The sequence below is a fragment of the Corynebacterium hansenii genome (genome assembly GCF_030408795.1).
GTDB lineage: Bacteria > Actinomycetota > Actinomycetes > Mycobacteriales > Mycobacteriaceae > Corynebacterium > Corynebacterium hansenii.
In genome coordinates this window covers 194235-211876 of record NZ_CP047211.1, presented here as the reverse complement: position 1 = coordinate 211876, position 17642 = coordinate 194235, and the positions used below count along the sequence as shown (strand labels likewise).

14 protein-coding genes, 1 tRNA gene and 1 other RNA gene are annotated in these 17642 nt (G+C 71.2%); 4 read left to right on the top strand and 12 right to left on the bottom strand.

Annotated elements, in window-relative coordinates; translation table 11 throughout:
- The first annotated feature begins 4 nt into the window (after positions 1-4).
- Together CHAN_RS00905 and nagB are read left to right on the top strand one after the other, a co-directional pair.
- Complete coding sequence (locus tag CHAN_RS00905) at positions 5-1258, top strand: N-acetylglucosamine-6-phosphate deacetylase (RefSeq protein WP_290290904.1); 1254 nt, start codon at positions 5-7, stop codon at positions 1256-1258.
- A 1-nt stretch (position 1259) separates the two neighbouring features.
- Complete coding sequence (gene nagB, locus CHAN_RS00900) at positions 1260-2027, top strand: glucosamine-6-phosphate deaminase (RefSeq protein ID WP_048743340.1); 768 nt, start codon at positions 1260-1262, stop codon at positions 2025-2027.
- A gap of 659 nt (positions 2028-2686) precedes the next feature.
- On the opposite strand, the gene recR is transcribed toward nagB, so the two are convergent.
- The 9 genes from recR to ffs form a co-directional block, all read right to left on the bottom strand.
- Positions 2687-3373: a recombination mediator RecR gene (gene recR / locus CHAN_RS00895; protein ID WP_048743338.1), complete on the bottom strand. Its 687-nt coding sequence runs from the start codon at positions 3371-3373 to the stop codon at positions 2687-2689.
- 16 nt (positions 3374-3389) lie between these two features.
- Positions 3390-3725, bottom strand: coding sequence for a YbaB/EbfC family nucleoid-associated protein (locus CHAN_RS00890; RefSeq protein WP_290290903.1), 336 nt, complete (start codon positions 3723-3725; stop codon positions 3390-3392).
- Positions 3726-3957: 232 nt separating this feature from the next.
- The gene (locus CHAN_RS00885; RefSeq protein ID WP_290290902.1) at positions 3958-6978 is read right to left on the bottom strand and encodes a DNA polymerase III subunit gamma and tau; all 3021 of its coding nucleotides are present in this window, start codon (positions 6976-6978) and stop codon (positions 3958-3960) included.
- Positions 6979-7004: 26 nt separating this feature from the next.
- Positions 7005-7583 (bottom strand): hypothetical protein, encoded by a 579-nt coding sequence (locus CHAN_RS00880; RefSeq protein ID WP_290290901.1) that lies wholly within the window; start codon positions 7581-7583, stop codon positions 7005-7007.
- Complete coding sequence (locus CHAN_RS00875) at positions 7580-8539, bottom strand: MbnB/TglH/ChrH family RiPP precursor modification enzyme (protein ID WP_290290900.1); 960 nt, start codon at positions 8537-8539, stop codon at positions 7580-7582. The genes CHAN_RS00880 and CHAN_RS00875 overlap by 4 nt, the downstream gene beginning before the upstream one ends.
- Before the next feature lie 11 nt (positions 8540-8550).
- Positions 8551-9564 carry a TIGR04222 domain-containing membrane protein gene (locus CHAN_RS00870; protein ID WP_290290899.1) on the bottom strand — a complete coding sequence of 338 codons (1014 nt, stop codon included), beginning with the start codon at positions 9562-9564 and terminating at the stop codon, positions 8551-8553.
- Positions 9565-9609: 45 nt separating this feature from the next.
- Positions 9610-10473: a suppressor of fused domain protein gene (locus CHAN_RS00865; RefSeq protein ID WP_290290898.1), complete on the bottom strand. Its 864-nt coding sequence runs from the start codon at positions 10471-10473 to the stop codon at positions 9610-9612.
- A 10-nt stretch (positions 10474-10483) separates the two neighbouring features.
- Positions 10484-11758, bottom strand: a complete 1275-nt coding sequence (locus CHAN_RS00860; protein WP_290290897.1) for an aspartate aminotransferase type Ic — start codon at positions 11756-11758, stop codon at positions 10484-10486.
- A gap of 338 nt (positions 11759-12096) precedes the next feature.
- Positions 12097-12191, bottom strand: an RNA gene (ffs, locus tag CHAN_RS00855) — signal recognition particle sRNA small type.
- A 230-nt stretch (positions 12192-12421) separates the two neighbouring features.
- On the opposite strand from ffs, the gene CHAN_RS00850 reads away from it, so the two are divergent.
- Together CHAN_RS00850 and CHAN_RS00845 are read left to right on the top strand one after the other, a co-directional pair.
- Positions 12422-13330 (top strand): GDSL-type esterase/lipase family protein, encoded by a 909-nt coding sequence (locus CHAN_RS00850; protein ID WP_082144523.1) that lies wholly within the window; start codon positions 12422-12424, stop codon positions 13328-13330.
- A 105-nt stretch (positions 13331-13435) separates the two neighbouring features.
- Complete coding sequence (locus CHAN_RS00845; protein ID WP_290290893.1) at positions 13436-14632, top strand: arsenic resistance protein; 1197 nt, start codon at positions 13436-13438, stop codon at positions 14630-14632.
- A gap of 72 nt (positions 14633-14704) precedes the next feature.
- On the opposite strand, the gene CHAN_RS00840 is transcribed toward CHAN_RS00845, so the two are convergent.
- The 3 genes from CHAN_RS00840 to CHAN_RS00830 form a co-directional block, all read right to left on the bottom strand.
- Positions 14705-14792, bottom strand: a tRNA-Ser gene (locus CHAN_RS00840).
- Between the two features lie 75 nt (positions 14793-14867).
- Positions 14868-15221: a metal-sensitive transcriptional regulator gene (locus tag CHAN_RS00835; protein WP_290293235.1), complete on the bottom strand. Its 354-nt coding sequence runs from the start codon at positions 15219-15221 to the stop codon at positions 14868-14870.
- Between the two features lie 84 nt (positions 15222-15305).
- On the bottom strand, positions 15306-17630 hold the full coding sequence (locus CHAN_RS00830; protein ID WP_290290891.1) for a heavy metal translocating P-type ATPase: 2325 nt from the start codon (positions 17628-17630) through the stop codon (positions 15306-15308).
- Between the last annotated feature and the right edge of the window lie 12 nt (positions 17631-17642).

Here is a 17642-nt window from a genome sequence, read left to right as displayed (position 1 = left end):
CGGCATGCCTCCGCTTTACGACGGCCACGTCATCGGCCGAGCCGCCACACCCGAGGGGGTGCTGCCGAACGCCTTCGTGGCGTGGGTCGACGGCGTGATCGCCGAGATCCGCCCGGCCGTGCCCGGCGACGGCGAGGCCGACGGCGATCCGCTGATCCTGCCGGGGCTCGTCGACGTCCACAATCACGGGGCGGTGGGCCACGGGTTCCCGACCTCCGATGCGGAGGGGTGCGCGGCCGCGGCGGCGCATCACCGCAGGTGGGGAACGACGACGCTGTTCGCGTCGACCGTGTCCGCTCTGCCGGCGGATTTGGCCCGGCAGGTGGAGGTCCTCGCCGACGTCGCCGACGACGGCCACATCGACGGCATCCACCTCGAGGGGCCGTTCATCAATTCGTGCCGCTGCGGCGCCCAGGATCCCCGCGCCATCGTGCCCGGCGATCCGGCTGCGCTGGAGATGATCCTCGACGCCGGCCGCGGCCAAGTCCGCGCCATCACCCTGGCACCGGAGACCGCGCGCATCGATGATCTGCTGCGCGTGTGCGCCGAACACGGCATCGTGGCGTCGTTCGGCCACACCGACGCCGACTACGACGTCACCGCCCGCGCCATCGACGCCGCCAACGACCTCGGCCTCACGGTAACCGCGACCCACCTGTTCAACGCCATGCCGCCGATCCACCACCGCAAGCCGGGCGCGGCGGCGGCGCTGATGGCCGCTTCGGCGCGCGGCGAGGCGTTCGTGGAGCTCATCGCCGACGGCGTCCACCTTTCCGACGCGATGGTCGACCTGGTCAGGGCCACCACCGGCCCCGACGGCATCACGCTGGTCTCCGACGCCATGGCCGCCGCGGGCATGGCCGACGGCGACTACGTCCTCGGCTCCCTGCCCGTCACCGTCCGCGGCGGCGTCGCCCGCCTCAAGGTCGACGGCGGGGACAACGCGGACGAAAGCTCCGGCACCGACATCCCCAACACGGACACCCCCCTCGGCGCCATCGCCGGCGGCACCTCCACCATCCACGACCAGGTCCTGCGCATGCTCCACCGCGGAATCGACGCCGCCACCGTCGCCCGCATGGCCGCCACGACCGGGGCGAAAGCAGCGGGATTCGCCGACCGGGGGGCCATAGCCGTCGGCAAGCGAGCCGATTTGCTACTTTGCGACGATGCCCCCGCAGGCAACCCCGACCCCCGCGACGGAGGGGCCCCGACACCGCCGACCGTGATCGTCGCCGGAGAGCGAAAGGAACGCTGACGTGGAGATCATCATCCTGGACGACCCCGACGAAGTGGGGCTGCTCGCCGCCGACGTCATGGCCCGCTACGTCGAACGCGGCGCCACACTCGGCCTGGCCACCGGATCCACGCCCGTCGGCGCGTACCGCGAACTCGTGCGCCGCCACCGGGAAGAGGGCCTGTCCTTCGCCCAATGCCGCGCGTTCCTGCTGGACGAATACATCGGCCTCGGGCCGGACCACCCGCAGAGCTACCACGCGACCATCCGCCGCGAACTGACCGGACACATCGACATCGAGGACGCCCTGGTCCAGTCGCCCAACGGCCTCGACCCGAAGCACGCGTCCGACTACGACCGCGCCATCGCCGCGGCGGGCGGCATCGACGTGCAGCTGCTCGGCGTCGGCACCGACGGGCACATCGGGTTCAACGAGCCCGGCAGTTCCCTCGCGTCCGGCACCCGCGTGAAAACCCTGCACCCGCGCACCATTTCGGACAACGCCCGGTTCTTCGACTCCATCGACGACGTCCCCCACCACGTGGTGACCCAGGGCCTCGCGACCATCGGGCGGGCGCGGCACCTGCTGCTGTTGGCGACGGGCATCAACAAGGCCGAGGCCGTCGAGGCGCTGTGCGAGGGCCCCGTGTCGGCGATGTGCCCGGCGTCGGTGCTGCAGTATCACCCGCACGCGACCGTCATCGTGGACGAGCAGGCGGCGTCGCAGCTGGAGAACGCCGAGTACTACCGGTACGCGTTCCAGTGCAAGCCGGAGTGGCAGGAGATTTAGCGGTGTGAGGGGTGGGGAGGCGGTGCCGGCGGCGGCGGTGCCCGCTGCGTCGGCGGCTGCGACCGCTCCACCCTCCGCCCACGCCACCCTCGGCGCCCCTCCCACCCCTCCGCCCACTCCGCTCACGCAGCTCACGCCGCCCCCTCCCTCGTCGCCCCAAACCCGCAGATGCGCCAGTTCCAGGCAGATGCGCCCGTTGCAACGGGCGTACCTGCACGAAACGGGCGCATCTGGCTTAGCGACGGCTGCGTCGCGCCGGATTCGGTGTCCACCTATCCGATGGGGCGGCGAAACAGGATTCCGCGGCAAGGTGAAGCGGCAGCAACGGCGGAGCACCACGGCGACACGGGCCGGGAGCAGGTCGCCGGCGGCAGATGCGCCAGTTCCTGGCGGACGGCATCCCACCATTCATCCCGGGCCACGCAGATGCGCCAGTTCCAGGCAAATGCGCCCGTTGCAACAGGTGTATCTGCACGGAACGGGCGCATCTGGCTTGACGACGGCTGCGTCGCGCCGGATTCGGTGTCCACAGCAGTGAGGTGGCCGGCGAAACAGATCACAGCGGCGGTGCGGAGGCGAAACATGGCACCGACACCGCCCCGAAACGACGCAGGCCCGCCGCGCCCGGATGAGCGCGGCGGGCCAATCGGCCACGCGGCCTAAATCGCCAGGCGACCGGTCAAAGCACGAGACAAAGTCAGCTCGTCGACGTACTCCAGGTCGCCTCCCAAAGGCATGCCCGACGCCAAACGCGTCACCGACAACCCGGGGAAATCCCGCAGCAGGCGCGCCAGGTACGTCGACGTCGCCTCGCCCTCGGTATTGGGGTCGGTCGCGATGATCACTTCGGTGATCTCCGGCGCGGGCACGTTTCCGTCGGCGTCGATCACGCCGCGCGGCGAATCGTCGCCCGGGCCGAACCCGGGGGGCGCCGGGACGTCGGGAAGCACGCCGCCGATGCGCTGCAGAAGAGTGCGGATGTTCAGTTCGTTGGGCCCGATGCCGCCGAGCGGATCCAGCGCACCTCCGAGGACGTGGTAGCGGCCCTCGTACTCGCCGGTGCGCTCGATGGCCTGGATGTCGCGGGCTTCCTCCACGACGCAGATCAGGCCGCGGTCGCGGCGGGTGTCGGCGCAGTAGCGGCAGACTTCGTCGGCGGAGATGTTCCCGCAGACGCGGCAGAAGTGCACGCCGTCGCGCACCCGCGCCAGCGCCGACTGGAGGCGGTCGACGTCCTCCGGCTCCACCTTCAGCAGGTGGAAGGCGATGCGCTGCGCGCTTTTCGGCCCGATGCCGGGCAGCCGCGCGAACTCATCGATGAGATCTTGAAGTGGTCCCTCGAACAATTTCGGTGCGCCGGTCCTAGAATCCCAGGCCGGACGGGCCGTCGCCCAGCGCGCCGAAGCCCTGCGACAGCGGCCCCATCTTCTCTTCCGCCAGCTGCTGCACCTTCTGGGTGGCGTCGCCGAACGCGCCGAGGATGAGGTCCTGCAGCCCGTCGACGTCCTCCGGGTCCACGACCTTCGGGTCCAGCTCGATGTCGGAGACCTCGCCGGACCCGCGCATGGTGACCTTCACCAGCCCATTGCCGGCCTCGCCGACCACGGAGGCGGCGACGATCTCGGCCTGCGCGGCCTCGAGCTGCGCCTGCATCTGCTGGGCCTGGGCGAGGATGGAGTTCATGTCGGGCTGGCTCATGTGTTTTTCGTCCTTTTCGGGATTCGGGGCCGGGGATCCGGGTGCGGGCGGTGTTCGCCCACGTAGCCGCCGATTGTAGCGGCGCCGCCGGATCCCGCCGGGCAGGCGCGGGCGGTTTTCGAATGCGTTCGCGCTGGGCGAAGGGGGACGGTTGCTTTACGGCGTTCCGGCCCCACACCAGACCGCCCGCACCTGCGATTGGAGCGGGAAGGGGACGCCGCGCGGCGCTGCCTTACAGAGGTTTGGCGCCGAGTTCCTTGGCCAGCAGTTCCATCACGACTTCCTTTTGGTCGCGGTGGTCCAGCTGGCCCGGGGTGCGGGCGGCGTCGAGGAGTTCGCGCTCCTCGTCGTCGAGGCCGTCGTCGGCGACGCCGGGGTCCCCGGTGGGTGCCGGAGCCGGAGCCGAAGCCGGAGGTTGCCCCGGTGTCTGCGCCGTCGGAGCGCTGCCAGATGGACCGGCGGGGGCTCCAACGCCTTGGCCTCCGTACTGACCCCCGGGCTGCGCGCCAGGCTGTCCGCCGTACTGCCCGGCCGGTTGCCCACCGGGCTGTCCGGCAGATTGAGCACCGCCTTGGCCACCGCCCTGACCAGCACCGAAGTCCGGCGGCGGAGCGTAACCGCCGTCGTCGGGGTAGCCGCCGTAGTCGGGGTCGGGAGGCGGGGGGACGTCGTCGTACGGCTCGGGAGGAAGCGGGATGTCGTCGTGACGACGCTTGGTCACGCCTTGCGTCCCGGCCGCGGGCGGCGGCGGAACGTACTTCTTCTTCCCGCCATCGCCGGCTTGATCCCGCGTCGGCGCAGCGCCTGCGGCGTTGCGGGCATCGGTCAATCCGGACGGCCCGCTGCCGGTTTCGGCGTTGCGGCGCGCGGCCTCTTGGGCACGGCGACGCTGCTCGAGGATTCGTCGGTACGCGGGCACCGGGCGGCCCTCATCGGCTTTGGGAGCAGACTCCGGCGCCGGCGCAGCAGCAGCCCCAGGGGCCGACTCCGCAGCCGGCGCAGAGCCCGAAACCGGCGCACTACCGTCCGGAACGGAGTGCCCGCCGCTCATTCCCGCAGGTGAATGCCCTTCGTTGACATCTCCAACGGTTGAGTCAGGTCGATCATTGGCCAGCCCCGCAGGTTTTGCACCCTCCGAACTCTCGCCGGCGGGCGCCTGGTGCTGACGCGGCCGGGCACCCGAACGGTCCCCGCCACCGCGCGGCGCCGTGCCGACGACACAGCGCACCTCCACCTCAATGCCCTGCACCCGCCGCACGGCGGCACCGAGCGCGGCGGCGTTCCCGGGATCGTTGAGGCGATTGGCGAGCGCCCCGGTGTGGTGGCCGATGGTCAGCACGCCCTCGTCGAGCGCGACCGGCACCGCCTGCGCCGCCATCACGCGCACGGGGATGTTGCCCTCGCCCGCGTACTCCACGACCTGCGGCCATGCTTCGCGCAGCGCCTGCAAGTGATCGCTTGACGACGTCCCCGCCGCCCCCTCGTCCGCCCGTACCGCCGGCTGCGCCGGAGCGGACTCCTCCTGCTGCGGCGCCACGGAACCGGCATCGCCTTCGGCGGCGCGGGCGGCGGCCTCGCGCTCCTTGGCCATGCGCTCGCGTTCCGCCCGCTCCTGTTCGCGGGCCTGCTCCTGCATGCGCCGCGAGATTTCACGCATCTCGCGGGCCTTGCGGGCCTGCTCCTCCTGGTCGGGAACCTCGGGCGCGGCGGTATTCTGCTGCTGCGCGGGCACCTGCGGCTGAGTGGGCTGCGTCGGCTGAGACTGCGCGGTCGGTTGCTCCGGTTCCGGCTGTGCAGCCGACTGCTGCGGCTCGGACTGAGCGGGCTCCGGCCGCTGCTGAGCCGGCGTGGGCTGAACCGGCTGCGCGGTTTGCTGCGGCGGCGTGGGCGGCGCCGCCTGCGGATTCTGCGCCTGCCTCGCCAAACGCGCCCGCTGCAACGGCGAAAGGTTGGGGTCATCGCCGGGACCGCCCGGCCCGCCCATCGCCCCCGGGCCACCGGCAGGCGCCGCCTGCTGCGGCTGGCTCTGCTGCTGGCTTTGATGCGGCTGGGCCTGCTGCCCCTGCTGACCACCACCGGCAACACCGCCACGCTCCAGCGCCTCAATGCGCTGGATCAACGACTCCACCGACTGCTCCGAAGCCGGCAGCAGCATCCGCGCGCACAGCACCTCGAGCAGCAACCGCGGCGACGTCGCCCCGGACATGTCCGGCAAACCCCGCTGTAGCACATCGGCGAACCTCGTCAACGTCCCCGTGGGCACCGACGTCGCCTGCTCGCGCATCGCCTCGACGCGATCCTCGGGGGCATCGACCAGTCCCTCTTCCATCGCATTCGGCACGGCGGCGATCACCAGCAGATCGCGGACGCGCCCCAGCAGATCCTCGGCGAACCGCTTCGGATCCTGCCCGGACCGCACCACGCGATCCACCACGCCGAACAACCCGGCGCGATCCCCCGCGGCCAGAGCGGACAAGGCGTCGTCAAGCAACGTCTGATCCGTGACGCCCAGCAAACCCGCCGCAAGCTCATACGACACGCCCTCCGGCCCCGCACCCGCCAACAGCTGGTCCATCACCGACAGCGAATCACGCGGCGACCCGCCGCCGGCCCGCACGACCAGCGGGTACACGTCATCGGCGACGGCGACGCCCTCCTCGCCGACGATGCGCTCGAGCAGCCCCCGCATCAGATTCGGCGGCAACAGCCGGAACGGATAATGGTGCGTGCGCGACCGGATGGTGGTCAGCACCTTCTCCGGCTCGGTGGTGGCGAAAATGAAGATCAGGTGCTCCGGCGGCTCCTCCACGATCTTCAGCAGGGCATTGAAGCCCTGGCTGGTGACCATGTGCGCCTCATCGATGATGAAGATGCGGTACCGCGACTCCGCCGGCGCGTACATCGCCTTGTCCCGCAGATCGCGCATGTCGTCGACGCTGTTGTGCGACGCCGCATCCAGCTCCACCACGTCCAGGTTGCCCGGGCCGCCCGGCCCCAGCGCCACGCACGACGCGCACTTCCCGCACGGCGTCGCCGTCGGCCCCTCCACGCAGTTGAGGCTGCGCGCCAGGATCCGCGCCGACGACGTCTTGCCGCAACCGCGCGGCCCGGAGAACAGGTAGGCGTGGTTGATACGGTCCGGGGCCCCGTCCGCGCCACGCGATTCCAGGGCCGCGGAAAGGGGGTCGGTCACATGCCGCTGCCCCACGACCTCGGCAAACGTCGCCGGACGATACTTCCTGTACAGAGCCACGCGCCCAGCCTACCGGCCCGCCCGGATCACCGACCCGCCGCGTTCGAACATCCCCGGCCGCCGAATCGCCGCCGACCGCCCACGCGGATCATCCACCGCCCGCACCCCCGCAGCACCCGCACGCGCGACGGCCCCGCCACCAGATCGCGCAGCACCAGCATCTCGTCGACGACCGCCGCGGGCACCCTCATCCGCCCGCACAGGTGCGCGGAAAGCTCCGCCGCTTCCGCGAGGTCCGCGTCGCCGCCGGCCGCTCCCCCGCCGTTTGCGCCCGCGCGGGCTCCTACTCCATCGGCCGCAGCGTCCCCGCCGGCCGCTCCCCCGCCATTTTCGCCCGCGCGGGCCTCCACCCACGCCACGTACTCCGCCGCCCACGAGCGCCCGGTCGCCGCCACCGCCTCGGCCAGCATCGGCGCCCGCCGCGCGATCGCCCCCGCGTGCTTGATCCGCAGCTGCGTCCTCGACCACGCCACCTGCCCCGCATCCAGCGCGGGCCCCGGGTCACCGTCGAGCGCCTCGCCCGCGGCTTCTTCGCTTGACGACGCCAACGCCCTCGCCACCGCCGCCTGCCTCGCTGCCAGCCGATCGTGCCCGCCGGACGTCACCCGTGGGCTCCTTCGGAGGGAACGTGGGCGTCGTCAAGCGCGGCCCCGACCGCCGCGAGCTCGGCGAGCATGACGTCCCGCGACGGGTACGCGCCATCGCGCTCGATCAGCGTCGGCGGCGCGGCGCGGCCCGCCGAGCGGCACCGGTCCGCCAGCTGGGACAGCAGCTCCAGCACCTGCGGCGGCACCGGATCGACGTGCGAATCGACGTAGCGCCCCTCGCGCATGTGCCCGCCCGCCACGTGAACGTAGACGATCGGTTCCACGGGAAACCGTGCCAGCTCGGCGGCCGGGTCCAGGCCACGGTTGAGCGCGTTGGCGTAGACGTTGGCCACGTCGAGGACCAGCCCCGCACCCGTGGCGGCGCACACCTCCGCGGCGAAATCGCCCTCCGCCATCTCCGACTCCGGCCAGTCGACCATCGCCGAGACGTGCTCCAGCGCCACGGGCACCGGAATGCGGTCGGCGACGGCGCGGTAATTGCGCGCGATGACCGCGACCTGCTCCCTCGTCTGCGGCGGCGCGACCAGATGGCCCACGTCCATCCCGCCGGCCCTGGTGAAGGCGATGTGCTCGCTGGCCAACGGCGACCCGAGGGCCTCCGCCGTCCGGGCGAGGACCGAAGGATCGCCCACGTCGCGCGGATCCGCCGAGGCCAACGACAGGCGCAGGCCATGCGGCACCACCGCCGTGCCGCGGTCGATCAGCTCGGCCAGCGCGGGCGGGACGACGACGCCGGGCGGTCGTCCTTTCCCCTCATGGTCGGTGCCGCCTCGCGCTCGGCCTGCCCCCTCCGCGGCGGAGCCTTGCGCGCCGTGGGTCCCGCACTGCTCCCCATGGATCAGCGAGTCCGCGACGACCTCCGTCCAGGCGGGGGCCGCGGCCGCCACCGCGGCGGCCGTGCCCGGGCGCCACGCGATGGTCGGGCCCGACAACTCCCGGGCGGCGCGGGCCATCGGACGCCCCATCAGGAGCCGCACCCGCCGCAGCCGCCACCGCCGCACCCGCTGCCGCAGGACGAGCCGCCGCAGCCCGACATCGACGATGACGAGTCACCGCCGGTGAACGGCGACGACCACATCATCGACGAATACGACTGCACCAGCACCTGCGGGACGATCGCCGCCGCGGCCAGTCCACCGACTGCGACGATCATGAGCCCCTGGCCCCGGCTCGGCAGCATGGCCACCGTGTCGCCCAGGCGGGACACCTCGTTCTCCAGCGCCGCCCGCACCTGGCGGCCGCGGTCGGTGAGCTCCACGTCGGTGACCTCCGGGGCGGTGCGCGAAGCGGCCACGAGGGCCACCGTGGCAATCATGACGATGAGCAGGAACACCATGAAACTCACCGGCCGGTAGTTGCTCGCCGCGATATACGCGCGCACGACGTTGACCAGCACGAACACCGCGAAGGCGATGAGCGCGATCACGGTGTGCGGCCGGAATCGCGCGGGCTTCACCAGTCCGCCCCGGACGAGTTCGGCGCGCACGGCGGCGACCTCGCGGGCCGCCGCGCGACCGGAACGCTTCTTCAGCTTCCCCGAACGGCGCGCCGACTCGAGCATCGCCACGGCCACCGGGCTCAAACCCTGGGACGGCCCGGCAACGCCCGGCGCCCATTGGCCCGCGCCCTGCTTGACCTCCGGCGCCAGCATGATCCGCCGCCGGGAGTACTGCATCTGCGGCACCGCCCCGGACAGGGCCAGCTCGGCGAAGGCGAGATCGGTGACGCGGCGACGGCCGCCGCACAGGTACGCGGCGTACGCGGGGGCCATCGTCGCGGCGGTCTGCTGCGCCCAACCGACGTGGGTCGACGACGCCTCGCGCACCGCCCGGCGCGCGCGGGACTTCTCCACGATGTCGGCCACCAGCCACACCGCGATGCCCACCACGAAGGCGGCACCCATGAGCACCAGCCAGGTCGGCCCGTCGATGCCCCACAGGGGACGCGAATAAAACAGGAAATACTCGAAACTCGTCATCGCGGCGGTCGTCCAATCATGGCGGTGATCTTAGGAAGCCCCGCGTCACCGCGCCACGGAAGCGCGCCGCAGGTCCCTCAGATCGGCGTCGACGTCGGCCAGCAACTGCATCAGCGACTCGACCCCGTGGGCGTCGGCGTGCGCGTACTCTTCCTCGGTGATCGGGACGAGCTGCGTGACCGTGGTCAACCGCGAACGACCGGTGACGCGGTCGGGGAAACCGTCCGCGTCCCCGTGGACGGAAATCTTGCCCGGCTCCTCGGTGATGGTGGGCACGCCGTCCGGCCACACGTACGGGGCGACGCACAACAGGTGCGGCGTCGTCGACCGCGACGCGTCGAAGTCGGCGCCCATGCCGATGCGCACGGCCTCCGGGATCACCGAACCCGGCGTCGGCCGGGCAGCTTCCTGATCATCCGCGACCAGCGCCGCCGCACCCGCGACGGCGCGGGCGATGCCGGAATCATCCCCGTCGCCGCCGTAGCGGGTCGCCAGGGAATCCGGGTACGCGACCAGGAACATTTCGACGCGGACGTCATCGCCGCCCGGCGTGCGCAGGTTCAGATCGACGCGGCCGAAGTTCACCGTCATCGCCGCGATCTCGCGGCGCGGCGCATCATCCGCGGTGCCGCCGTGTCCGCCGTCGCGCCCGCCATCGGGCCCGTCATCACGCCAATCCCCGCCCACATCGGCGGCGACGGCGAATCGCGCTTCCCCGGCATCGACCACGTCGGGAACTGCGTCGTCGTCGATCGGGACGTCGTAAAGCGAAAACTCGGCGACCTTGACCGGGATGCCCGGCCGCGCCTTCCTGCGGCGCCGCCCCGGCAACACGGCCCGGCGCACGGCGATGCGCGCCGCCCCCGGGAAGAGGCGGCGCGCCCAAAAAGAAGTCTCGGGAAGATCCACGAACGTCCCGCTAGCGCTGCGAGAACTGCTCGGCCGCGGCCAGCAGCACGCACGTGGCCACGCCGTCCATCGCCGCCTCGAGCTCCTCGATCGGCGGCAGCGACGGCGCCAGGCGGATGTTCCGGTCGTTCGGGTCCTCCTTCAGCGGGAACGACGAACCCGGGCCGGTCAGCGCGATGCCGGCGTCCTTGGCCAGCTCGATCACGCGGCGCGCGGTGCCGTCGACGACGTCGAGCGAGATGAAGTAGCCGCCCGCCGGACGGGTCCACTCCGCCACGCCGTACTCCTCCAGGCGCTTGTCCAGCACCTCCAGGACGCGGTCGAACTTCGGCGCCAGCGACTCCTTGTGGCGCCGCATCTGCGCGCGCACGCCCTCGGCGTCGCCGAAGAACTTCAGGTGCGCCAGCTGGTTCACCTTGTTCGGGCCGATGCCGCGGATCGACGCGTGGCTCACGTAATCCGCGATGTTCGCCTCCGACGACGCGAAGAACGCCACGCCGGCGCCCGCGAAGGTGATCTTCGACGTTGACGCGAACTCCCACACGCGGTTGGGGTTGCCGGCCTCCGCCGCCCAGGCGACCACGGGGTGGTTCTCGGGGAACTCGTCCGTCAGCGTGTGCACCATGTAGGCATTGTCCCAGATCAGGCGGAAGTCGGGGGCGGCCGTCGGCATCTCCACCAGGCGGCGGCACACCTCCTCCGAGTAGACGACGCCGGTCGGGTTGGAGAACACCGGCACGTTCCACATGCCCTTGATCTGCGGGTCGGCCGCGACGAGGCGCTCGACCATGTCCATGTCGGGGCCGTCGTCGTTGAGCGGCACGGGGATCATCTCGAAGCCGAAGTGCTCCGTGATGGAGAAGTGGCGGTCGTAGCCGGGCACCGGGCACAGCCACTTCAGCACCGGCTCCTCGTTCCACGGGCGCTCGGAGTCGACCGTGCCGAACTGCATGGCCCAGCTGACCAGGTCGAACTGGATGTTCAGCGAGGACGCGTCGCCCGCGATGACGTTGTCCACCGGCAGGCCCAGCAGGCCGGCCCACAGTTCGCGGATGCCGGCGATGCCCTTGAGGTTGCCGTAGTTGCGGGTGTCTTCGCCGGAGTCCGTGAGGTAATCCGGTGCCGGCAGGCCCAGCAGCGGGTTGGCGAAGTCGAGCTGCTCCGCCGACGGCTTGCCTCGGGTGAGGTCGAGCTTCAGGCCCTTGGCCTTCAGGTCGGCGTACTCCTTCGCGAAATCATCCTTGAGCTGCGCGAGCTCGTGGGAATCGTACGCATCCAGCTTCATGGCAGGCATCCTTCTTCGTCGACGGCGCCGATCGGGCCGCCCGGGATGACGGCCACCGTGGATCGATGCAGTTGTCACCGGAAAGGATAGAGCACTTCGGGGATCGAGTGCAGTGCGGTGGATCGGCGGCGGTGGCGCGCCGGTCGCGGGGCCGGTGCGGCTCTGGCGCGGGGCCAGTGCGTGCCCGGCATGGCCTCCGGCACGCCTGCTTTGCGACGGCCACCGTCCCCGTTTTTCGCCCCGCCGTTCGCCTGGGCCGCTCGCCCGGGGCGCTCGTCCGGGCCGACTACCCGCAGTTCGATGAATCCCCGCCCCACGGCCCCGATCCCCCTGAAGACATGAGGGGACCCCACGCACCCGCCAGAGCCCGCTGACCCTTGCTGCATTCCTGCCCTGGGGGAGTTCACGAGATGGACGCCGCATGGGGTCCGGCCCACACCATAACCCAGCGGGGCCGACGGACGCCAACCCCGGTCGGCGCCCAAGATGAGCCGCGGCCCGGTGAATACGTCCCGATGCCCAGCCGAACCCCCTGCCCCGCCCCTCCCGCACCCCGCCTCACCCCTCAACGGGGGCACCTGTCTACCTTCCCGGCAAAAACCTTTTACCCCCTTTTCCCGCAACTATTGACTTTGGCCGTTACCGAACCGAAACTTAGCCCTCATGAAGCCCTCGCTCCGTGCCCGCATATCAAATATGCACCGTTCCGCCCTAGCCATCGCCGCAACCGCCGCCCTCGCCACCGGCCTGCTCGCCGTCTCCGCCACCGGCGCCGCCCCGAACGCCGACGCCGACCCGGCGGGCAAGGATCTCGTCGTCTTCGGCGACTCCTTCTCGTCCAACCCGACGCTGCCCGCCGGCCACATCATCGCCGGCACCGGCCCGACCAGCGGCTCCCGCGCCCCCGTCGCCGGCGCGGGCGGCTGCCCCCAGGACCCCGAGAACTGGCCGCGCGTCGCCGCCGGCATTCTCGACGTTTCCCTGGCCGATTACTCCTGCAACGGCACCGGGCGCATCCCCTACCTGGACCTGACCAACACGGTGATCAAGGCCGTCAACAACGGCGACCTCGGCCCGTCGACGCGCAAGGTTGCGCTGATGTACGGCGGCCTCGACGCCATCCAGTGGGTCGACACGGGCACGCACGTCGCGGGCGTCGCCGGCAACCTGCCCAGCGGCTACCACGCCACCATCGCGGAGGTGCAGCGCCGCGTGCGCCAGGCCGCCCCCAACGCGGAGATCGTCATGGCCGGCTACCCGGAGTTCGGCGCGGGCGACAACTTCTGCGTCATCAACACCACGCCGGACACCCCGTCGCCGATCATGGTGCCGGGCGCCGGCGCCATCGAGACCGGCCTGCAGTCGTCGATCCGCTCGGCGGCCGACGCGCACGGCATGCGCTTCATCGACCTCAAGTCGATGACCGCCGGCCACGGCACCTGCGCCGCGCCGGATTCGCAGCGCTACGTCGCCGGCATCTACGACCAGACCAGTGACCACAACATGAAGCTGCACCCGACCCTCGAGGGGTCGCGCGCCATGGGCCGCATCATGGCGGACAATCTGCGCTGAGCGGCTTCGCTTCCCGCAACGGGGCCCGTCCTTCACTAGATTCGGTGGGGATGGGCCCCGCCGCGTTCGACGGTGGGGCGGGCCCGCCACGCGAAGGGAGGCGGCATGACGGACCCAGGCACATCCCCGGATCCGACCTCGCGCGGGCGCCCTTCCCCGCGGAACTCGCCGGGTTCGGACAGCTCCCCCGATTCCCATGCCACCCGCTACCGGCGATCGCTGCCCGAGTGGTGGGATGGCCATCAGGTGGAGCTTTATTTCGCGGCGATCGCGGTGGGGGCGCTCGTCGGGCTGGGTGCGGAGCGCGTCGGCATGCCGGACCTGCCGGCGATGCTGGCCTGGTGGATCACGCCGACGCTGGCGTTGCTGCTTTTCGCGACGTTCCTGTCGGTGCCGCTGACGCGCATCGGCCGGGCGTTCCGGGACATTCGTTTCGGCGCGGCGATCGTGGGCGTGAATTTCCTGGTCACGCCCTGGGTCGTGTTCGCGTTGTCCAGATTCGTGGCGGATGACCGCGGCCTGCTCATCGGGCTGCTGCTGGTGCTCCTCGCGCCGTGCATCGATTACGTCATCCCGTTCACGGGCTTGGCGGGCGGCGCGCGCACGCGGCTGTTGGCGGCGACGCCGATCCTGCTGATCCTGCAGATGGCGGCGCTGCCGATCTATCTGCTCATGTTCGTCGGCCCGGGCCAGCTGTTCGCGGGCGAGGCGTTGGAGGGGTTCCTCGATCCGGGGCCGTTCCTCACGTCGTTCACGTTCCTGATCGTGGTGCCGCTGGCCGCCGCGGCGGTCGTCCAGGCGGTCGGGGGCGCGGGCTCGCTTGACGACGACCCGGCGCGGCGCGACGCACCCCGCCGCCGAGGGGCGCGCGCCGTGGAGCGTTTCATGGCGGCGGCGATGGTGCCGCTGGTGATGACGACGCTCGCGCTGGTGATCGCCTCGCAGATCGCCGATGTGACGTCGCGGATCGGGGATCTGGCCCGGCTCGTGCCGTTGTACGCGGCCTATGTCCCCATCGCGTTGGGCCTGGGCGTGGCGACGGCGAAGTTCTCCCGCCTGGACGTCCCCGCCATCCGCGCCGTCGCGTTCTCCGCGGTGACGCGCAATTCCCTCGTGGTGCTGCCGTTGGCGCTCGCACTGCCGGCGGGGTTGGATATCGCCGCGTTGGCCGTCGTCACGCAGACGATGGTCGAACTGGTGGCGATGGTGATCATGGTGAAGATCGTCCCCAGGCTCGTCCGAGAGCCCACGGCGGACCCGGATGCCGCCGCGCCGACGCCGGACGTCGCCGACGAGGAGTGACGGGGCCGGGCCGGGACACACGGGAGGGGCGCATGCGAAAACCCCCTGGTCACGGGACCAGGGGGCTTTCCTTGGCGGAGGATAGGGGATTTGAACCCCTGAGGGATTGCTCCCAACTCGCGTTCCAGGCGAGCGCCATAGGCCGCTAGGCGAATCCTCCGCGTCGAAGATTACCCAAGGGGTCCAGTTTCCACAAAATCCCTGGTCATCGACTGCGCGGCGAAAAGAGGCGGCGCTACTTGGCCAAGCGGCGGATGGCGTCGGCGGCTTCCTGGAGCTTCACCTCGAGTTCCTCTCCGCCGCTCTGCGCGGCGGACACGACGCAGTGGCGCATGTGGTCCTCGAGCAGCGCCAGGGACACCGACTTCAGCGCCGAGTTGAGCGCGGAGATCTGCGTGAGGATGTCGATGCAGTAGTTCTCCTCGTCGATCATCCTGTGCACGCCGCGCACCTGGCCCTCGATCCGCTTGAGGCGGGCGAGGTAGCGCTTCTTGTCGCTGATGTAGCCGTGGTGGGCGTGGCAGCCGCAGTCGGCATCGTCCGAACAACAGGCGACGGCCAGCTCGGCCGGGCTCGCCTCCTCCGGCATCTCATCTTCCTTGACCCTCGCACTTTCCATGGCCGGCTCGGCCGGGGTTTCCCCGACGGGTTTAAGATCGAATCGCGCGTTCATCTACGCCACCTCCCCGGCGCCCGCCCCGTCGTTGGTCCCGTCGTTGACGGCCCTGCTGCGGAAGCCCCTGAGCCGTAGGCTGTTGGACACCACGAACACCGACGAAAACGCCATCGCGGCGCCCGCCAGCATCGGGTTGAGCAGTCCCAGCGCGGCCAGCGGAATGGCCGCCACGTTGTAGGCGAACGCCCAGAACAAGTTGCCCTTGATGGTGCCCAGCGTCCGCCGCGCCAACCGCACGGCGTCGACGGCGGCCATCAGGTCACCGCGCACGAGCGTCACGTCCGACGCCTGGATCGCGGCATCGGTGCCGGTGCCCATGGCCAGGCCCAGATCGGCCTGCGCCAGGGCGGCGGCGTCGTTGACCCCGTCGCCGACCATCGCGACGACGCGGCCCTCCGCCTGCAGCGACTTGACCACGTCGACCTTGTCGGCGGGCATCACCTCGGCACGGACGTCATCGATGCCGACTTCCTCCGCGACATGGCGGGCGACGACCGCATTGTCGCCCGTCAGCAGCACCGGCTCCAGGCCGAGGCCCCGCAGTTCGGCGATCGCGGCCGCCGACGTCGGCTTCACCCGGTCGGACACCACAAGCACACCGCGTGCCCGACCATCCCAGGCGACGGTCACGGCGGTGCGGCCGGCGGCGACGGCGGCATCGAAACGCCGCGCCAGATCCTCCGACAGCTCACCCACGCCGCGCCCGACGGTCACTTCCACCCCGTCGACGCGGGCGCGAACGCCCTGGCCCGGAAGGTTCTCGAAACCCTCGACGGGAGGCAGCGGCGCCCCCGCCCCCTCCAGTTCGGCCCGCGCACCGTCGGCGATGGCACGCGCGATGGGATGCTCCGACGCCGATTCGACGGCCCCGGCCAGGCGCAGCAGCTCGGCGCGGTCGACGCCCTCGCCGGGCCACGCCTCCGCCAGCGCCATGTCGCCGCTGGTGACGGTGCCGGTCTTGTCCAGCACCACGGTGTCCACGCGGCGGGTCGACTCCAGCACCACGGGCCCCTTGAGCAGCACGCCCATCTGCGCGCCACGTCCGGTGCCCACGAGCAGCGCCGTCGGCGTCGCCAGGCCCAGGGCGCACGGGCACGCGATGATCAGCACCGCCACCGCCGCGGTGAACGCCGCCGACGCCGGGAATCCCGCGCCCAGCCATGCACCCAACGTGGCCACGGCGATCGCGATGACCACCGGCACGAACACGCCGGAGATCCGGTCCGCCAGGCGCTGCACCTCGGCCTTGCCGGACTGCGCTTCCTCGACCATCTTCGCCATCTGCGCCAGCTGGGTGTCGGCGCCGACGCGCGTGGCTTCCACGACCAGGCGGCCCGAAGCGTTGACCGTCGCACCCGTGACGTCGTCGCCCGCCGCGACCTCGACCGGCGCGGATTCGCCGGTGAGCATCGACTCGTCCACGGCGGACGTGCCGTCCACCACGCGGCCGTCGGTGGCGATCTTCTCGCCCGGCCGCACCACGAACCGGTCGCCCACCTTCAGGGACGACGCCGGAACCAGCTGTTCGCGGCCGTCGTCAAGCACCCGGACGTCCTTGGCGCCCAAGTCGAGCATCGCCCGCAGTGCGTCGCCGGCGCGGCGCTTGGAACGCTTCTCGAAGTACCGCCCGGCCAGCACGAACATGATCACGCCCGCAGCGACCTCGAGGTACACGTTCGCCGCCCCGTCGGTCGGCGCGACCGACAGCGTGAACTCGTGCTTGAGCCCCGGCGTCCCCGCCGTGCCCAAAAACAGCGCGTACAGCGACCACAGGAACGCGGACCCCGTGCCGACGGTGATCAGCGTGTCCATCGTCGCCTCGCCGTGGCGCAGGTTCTTCCACGTCGCCCGGTGGAACGGCCAGCCGGCCCACACCACCACGGGCGCGGTGAGCGTCAGCGCCAGCCACTGCCAATTGGTGAATTGCAGCACCGGGAACATCGAGATCAGGATCACCGGCACGGCCAGCGCGACCGAGCCGATCACCCGGTTGCGCAGGGCCTCCAGCTCACGGTCGGCGGCGGTTTCGGTTCCGTCGCTTGACGACGCCTCATCCGCCCCGGCTCCCTCATCCGCCGCGGCGCGCGGAGGCGGCGGGAGCGTGGCCGAATACCCGGCGGCGTCGACGGTGTCGAGGAGCTGCTGGGGGTCGTAATCGGCGGGCACGGTGACGTGTGCCCGTTCGGTGGCGTAGTTGACCGCGGCCGTCACGCCGTCGAGCTTGTTGAGCTTGCGCTCGATCCGGTTGGCGCACGAGGCGCAGGTCATGCCGGTGATGTCCAGATCCAGTTCGCGTCCCTGGACATCCGTGGGCGTGGACATCGGAATCACTTC